The organism is Blautia sp. AM29-29, assembly GCF_003480555.1.
Taxonomy (GTDB): Bacteria; Bacillota; Clostridia; order Lachnospirales; family Lachnospiraceae; genus Fusicatenibacter; species Fusicatenibacter saccharivorans.
The window spans coordinates 1-5,068 of sequence record NZ_QUJD01000041.1; the positions used below are offsets into that span (position 1 = coordinate 1).

The following is a 5,068-nucleotide window of genomic DNA, read 5'->3' on the forward strand; positions in this document are numbered from 1 at the left end:
GTAAAAAAAACTCATTGATAAGATTAGCGGTCAAGGCGAGAGGGAGTGAGGTGCAAAAGACTATGGCAAAATACACCAAAAGGAGAGATAAAAGAGGGTATGAGTGGAAGTCTGCTTATCGGGAGAAAGAAGCCCTTATGTTGGAGAGGGGATACCCGGAAGTAAGTCCTCATGATTTCTATCGGGAGTTGTTTCCGGCTGGCAGTCTCCAGCAAGAGCCGGAGGACGGAAAAGGTAATATTATAGCGACACAGATTAGACCGTCTGGCAAAGGAAGAACCCGGCAGTGGGTAATTGATGATAGTCTGAAAATGCTGGATAAGGTCATAGGAGATAGGTTTGGGCTGATACCGCCTATTAGTTTTTACGGAAAGTCACACACGAAAGAGAACGCTCATGAGCTGTTTGCGGTGGTGGTGGACGTGGATTATGTAGGCAAACAGCAGTTAAAGAACCTGTTGAAGCAGTTTGGGAATGGTGTGCAGCTTCGTCCGACTTATCTTGTCAGCTCCGGCAAGGGGGTACATCTTTACTATTTCTTGCAGGAGCCGGTTCAGTTGTATCGAAACCGGGAAGAAGTGCTTGCGGAGCTGAAAGAAGCCTTTATCCGGCGGCTATGGAATGATACCAGCTCTATCCGTCCGGACAGCCCGGATATAACCGGAATTTATCAAGGTTTCCGGTGTGTGGGGAGTCAGTCGAAGCTGGGTGCAGATTTCCCAGTAAAAGCCTATAAGCTGTCAGAGAACCGTTACACGCTGGAGGACATAAAAGCCAGCATACCGAGCTGTAAGGTAGACCTTGCTCCGTTGTACGAGAAGCCGAGAAGAAAAAGTACCGTTACGCTGGAAGAAGCAAAGGAGCTGTACCCGGAATGGTATGAGAAGCGGATCGTGCAGGGAGAGCCGAAGCAGAAAAGTAAGAAGCAGGGCGGTACGTGGGTATGTAACGAAGCTTTATATGAGTGGTGGAAACGGAAAATAACCGAGGAAGTGAAAGCCGGAGGGCGTTACTTTTCTATTATGGCGTTGTGCTCTTATGGCTTGAAGTGTGGCATATCCGAGCAGAAGATACGGAGAGACGCCTATGCGTTCCTGGACCATTTAGAGAGCCTTACCGAGGACGAGGACAACCATTTCAGCCGGGCAGATGTGAAAGACGCTCTTCGGGCATTGAAAGGGGACAGAAAAAGGCTGTCAACGATAGCAAGCCGGGAATGGATAGAGGACAACACAAAGGTTACGATACCAGCAAATAAGCGGAATTACAGAAAGCAAAAAGACCATGTAAAGGTTATGAATACTATGAAAGCTTTAAAAAAGCAGTTAGGAGAAGAAGTAAAAGAGGGTAGACCAAAAGGGAGTGGAACAGCGGAGCAGACAGTCAGAGAATGGCAGGAGAGCCACCCAGCAGGAAAGAAAGCGGACTGCATTCGAGAGACAGGATTGAGCAAGCCCACCGTTTACAAGTGGTGGAAGTAGGGCATACTTGAAATGCCGAAAGGCATATGCTATAATGCCAGTAGGCAAGAAAGACGAAAGTGCTCATTGTGGCACGCAAAAAGCCCCGGAGGTCGCAACTCCGGGGCTTTTCTATTCCGTTGTGGCAAGGTGGCTTATTCCTTAGGCTGGCTACCGCCTATTTATCTCCGTCCAGCCATTTGCAGATGTAGTAGGCGACTACACTTGCCAAGACAGAGAGTAAGAAAGACGAAAATATACTCATGGTGGCACACCCCCTTTCTGTACCTGTATAGGGGTGGTAGCGTCGCTCATTATACCATAGTGGCAGAAATGCCACAAGAAGCCATTTCCCCTTGTTTATTATCAAAGCCATAAGGAAAAGAGTGTCAAGGGCGGTCATAGACCGCAGCGTTTACCCTTGATACTCTTTTTTGTTGGCTATAATGCCGGAGGGGAAAACGGCTGTCCGTCCGTTCCGTTACTTCCCCCTGTGCTTCATTGTCCGTTCCGGCGGAAGAAAGTAAAGGGTGGTCTGCGACCATTTTTTATCTGCTGTACTCGCTGATCGGCAAGCCGAAGCTCATACTGCAGATAAAAAACAAGCCCTTGACTTTCTTCCACCTACACTTCCAAAGTCGCCCAAGAGGAAGTAAGCTCCACTATATTCTTGGCAGAATATACGCACGAATATATCCGCTTGATATAGGGTGTCTATCATGCTATAATATGTGTAGCGGATATATTGCAAGTTCCCTAAAGTGTTACCACTTTAGAACTTGTGAGGGTGGCAAGCCCCCCTTCAATCCCCCTTTTTAGAGAGCCGAAAGGCTCATAATTTGACGGTGGTAGCACCGAAGAAAGAGAGGTCAAAGGCATGAAAAAAGAAATGGATAAAATTCAGTTTGAGTACAGATACGAGGTGCAGGAGCTGATGAAAGTAATTGATAAATATGTAAAACAGAATCCGGCAGAAAAGGAAAATAAGACGCTGGAGCGTTTCTTTGACCTACTTGATGTCATGGATATGGAGTGGTAAGGGTATGAACAAGACAAGACCAAAGCAGCTATCATTCCGGGTAAGTGAAGAAGAATACCAGCAGCTACAGGAGAAGATTTCAGAGAGTGGAAAGAACCAGCAGGAATATATCCTTTCCTGTGTGCTGGAGAAGCAAATCGTGAATACGGACGGTATCAAGGAACTTATCCCGGAACTGAAACGGATAGGGAACAACCTCAACCAGATAGCAAAGCGGTGTAATGAGGGGGGAATGTTGCCGAGTGAAGCGGAAGTGCGGAAGCATGGAGAGGAGCTGAACAAAGTATGGCAGTCATTAAGGCGGTATCTTCAAAGGCGGGCATAGGGCACGCCATAGATTATGTGACAAAAAAAGAAAAGACAGAGGAGAAGCTTGTCAGCGGTCTGCATTGTGAGCCGGAGACGGTCAAGGAAGAAATGCAAGCCACAAAGGAGCTGTGGGGCAAGACGGATGGAAGAACCTATAAGCATTATGTGCAATCCTACCATGAGGACGAGAAAATAACCCCGGAGCAGGCTCACAAGAACGCTGTCGAGCTGGCAGAGCATACAAAGGCATGGAAAGGGCATGAAGTTCTGATAGCCACGCATATAGACAAGGGGCATATACACACGCATTTTATTGTCAATTCCGTAAATTATGAGGACGGTCATAAGCTCCAATGGAGTAAGCACGACCTTAAAGACCTAAAGGAACGGTGCAACGAGCAGAGCCGGGAACAGGGCTTGCATGTGCCGGAGAAAGGAAAGACCTTTGCTGGAGAAGTCCGGGAAGAAACGGTGGCATGGAGCAAAGACACCTACCAGCTTTTGAAACAGGCAGAGCAGGGAAAGGTCAAAAGCTATGTGCAGGATATTGCCCTTGCGGTGCTGGACTGTAAGGAAACAGCGACCAGCCGGGAAAACTTTATCCGGATGATGAATGAAAGAGGGTACGGCGTAGACTGGCAGGACAGCCACAAGTACATCACATATACCGACTTAGCCAGGGAACAGGCAGGAGAAAAGGCTTGTAAAATCAGGGATAACAAGCTGGAAAAATACTACAATATGGATTTTGGAAAGGAGAGTATGGAGCATGAGTTTGAGAGAAATGCACGAACAGCAGAAGCAGAGCAGTCCAAGAGAGCAGCTTCAAGAGTTAAACCGACAGAGCCGGACAGAGCTGGAAAACAGTCTGCTCAAAGAAGCGTTGGCGATGTCGAGCGAGAACTGCGAGGAATTGATGAAGCAGTCAAATCAAGAACAAGTGAGGGCAGAGCAGAACAGGCAGAGAGACGCAGAGCAGAACAGGAAGCTCATCAGCGAGCTGAAGCAGAGCGTAGAGCTGCTGAAGAACAGCAACGAATTGCTTCAAGACGCTATATCGGGCGAGATTGGGAGCCTGAAAGATGAGGTTAAGGAAAACACCGTCCAAGAGGTTAGAAAGGCGTTACAGGCGAATATAGAGGCTATACAGAGGGCTACAAAGCTTCTTGAGAAGCAGTCTGATACACTTACGAGCGTGATGAAGCAGAAGATCCGGGAGCTTGAGGAAAGTAAGAACAGTTTTTTTAGATATGAGGGCTTGAAGTTGTACCTGTTTTGGGGCGGTATGGTCTGCAATATTTTAGTGTTTCTTATGCTGTTGTATGGTATGATTAGTAAGTAAAAAGAAATCGATAAATTAGAATTTTAAAAAGGAGTGTGATGACCATGATTTTTGATTTTGAGCCTTGGCAATTAGATATTGATATTGACTTAACTAAACAATTATATAGAAGTTGTAAAGGAGACTTTGTATGGGTAGAAAAGAAATAACAACAAAAGAAGATTTAATGAAAGTAATAGAATTATTCGAAAATACTGGAATTACATACTGGTTGGATGGCGGATGGGGTGTAGATATTTTAGCTGGTAAACAAACAAGAATTCATAGAGATATAGATATAAATTTTGATGCTCAACATACGGAAAAATTGTTAAATGTGCTTTTGAATCTGGGCTATAAAATTGATACAGACTGGAAACCGGTTAGAATAGAGTTATATAGTGATGAACTTGGTTACTTAGACATTCACCCGTTCGTTTTAAATGAGGACGGAACTTCAAAACAAGCTGATTTAGAGGGTGGATGGTATGAGTTTGAAAAAGATTACTTTGGTAGTGTTTTTTTTGAAGGCAAAACAATTCCTTGTATATCTTTAAAAGGCCAAAAAGTTTTCCATTCAGGTTATGAATTAAGAGATAAAGATAAGCATGATATTTCAATTCTTGAAAGTTTATCAAAATAACATCGCTGTAATTTCTAAGATAAATTGCAGTTTGTCGGTACGAAGAAAAAGGTGCAAAAATGTATTGATAAGATTAGCGGTCAAGGCGAGAGGGAGTGAGGTGTAGATATTGACATCAAAAAGGCACTCCCTTATACTTGAGAGAAAAAGGTAAAAAAAACTCATTGATAAGATTAGCGGTCAAGGCGAGAGGGAGTGAGGTGTAGATATTGACACTCAAAAGGCACTCCCTTATACTTGACGGAAAAAGGTAAAAAAAACTCATTGATAAGATTAGCGGTCAAGGCGAGAGGGAG

Annotated in this window: 5 protein-coding genes; all 5 read left to right on the forward strand. The window is 44.8% G+C overall.

Annotated features, from left to right (window positions below):
- Positions 1–62: 62 nt before the first annotated feature.
- The 5 genes from DW769_RS16115 (at position 63) to DW769_RS16145 (ending at position 4,772) form a co-directional block, all read left to right on the forward strand.
- Positions 63–1,481, forward strand: coding sequence for a repa (locus DW769_RS16115; RefSeq protein ID WP_055166539.1), 1,419 nt, complete (start codon positions 63–65; stop codon positions 1,479–1,481).
- 856 nt (positions 1,482–2,337) lie between these two features.
- A complete protein-coding gene (locus tag DW769_RS16685; protein ID WP_004614779.1) occupies positions 2,338–2,499 on the forward strand; it encodes a hypothetical protein in 162 nt (53 codons plus the stop codon).
- 4 nt (positions 2,500–2,503) lie between these two features.
- Positions 2,504–2,824, forward strand: coding sequence for a MobC family plasmid mobilization relaxosome protein (locus DW769_RS16130; protein ID WP_009256578.1), 321 nt, complete (start codon positions 2,504–2,506; stop codon positions 2,822–2,824).
- Positions 2,785–3,894 carry a relaxase/mobilization nuclease domain-containing protein gene (locus DW769_RS16135; protein ID WP_118049832.1) on the forward strand — a complete coding sequence of 370 codons (1,110 nt, stop codon included), beginning with the start codon at positions 2,785–2,787 and terminating at the stop codon, positions 3,892–3,894. The genes DW769_RS16130 and DW769_RS16135 overlap by 40 nt, the downstream gene beginning before the upstream one ends.
- A gap of 386 nt (positions 3,895–4,280) precedes the next feature.
- Positions 4,281–4,772 (forward strand): nucleotidyltransferase domain-containing protein, encoded by a 492-nt coding sequence (locus tag DW769_RS16145; protein ID WP_009263190.1) that lies wholly within the window; start codon positions 4,281–4,283, stop codon positions 4,770–4,772.
- The last annotated feature ends 296 nt before the right edge of the window (positions 4,773–5,068 follow it).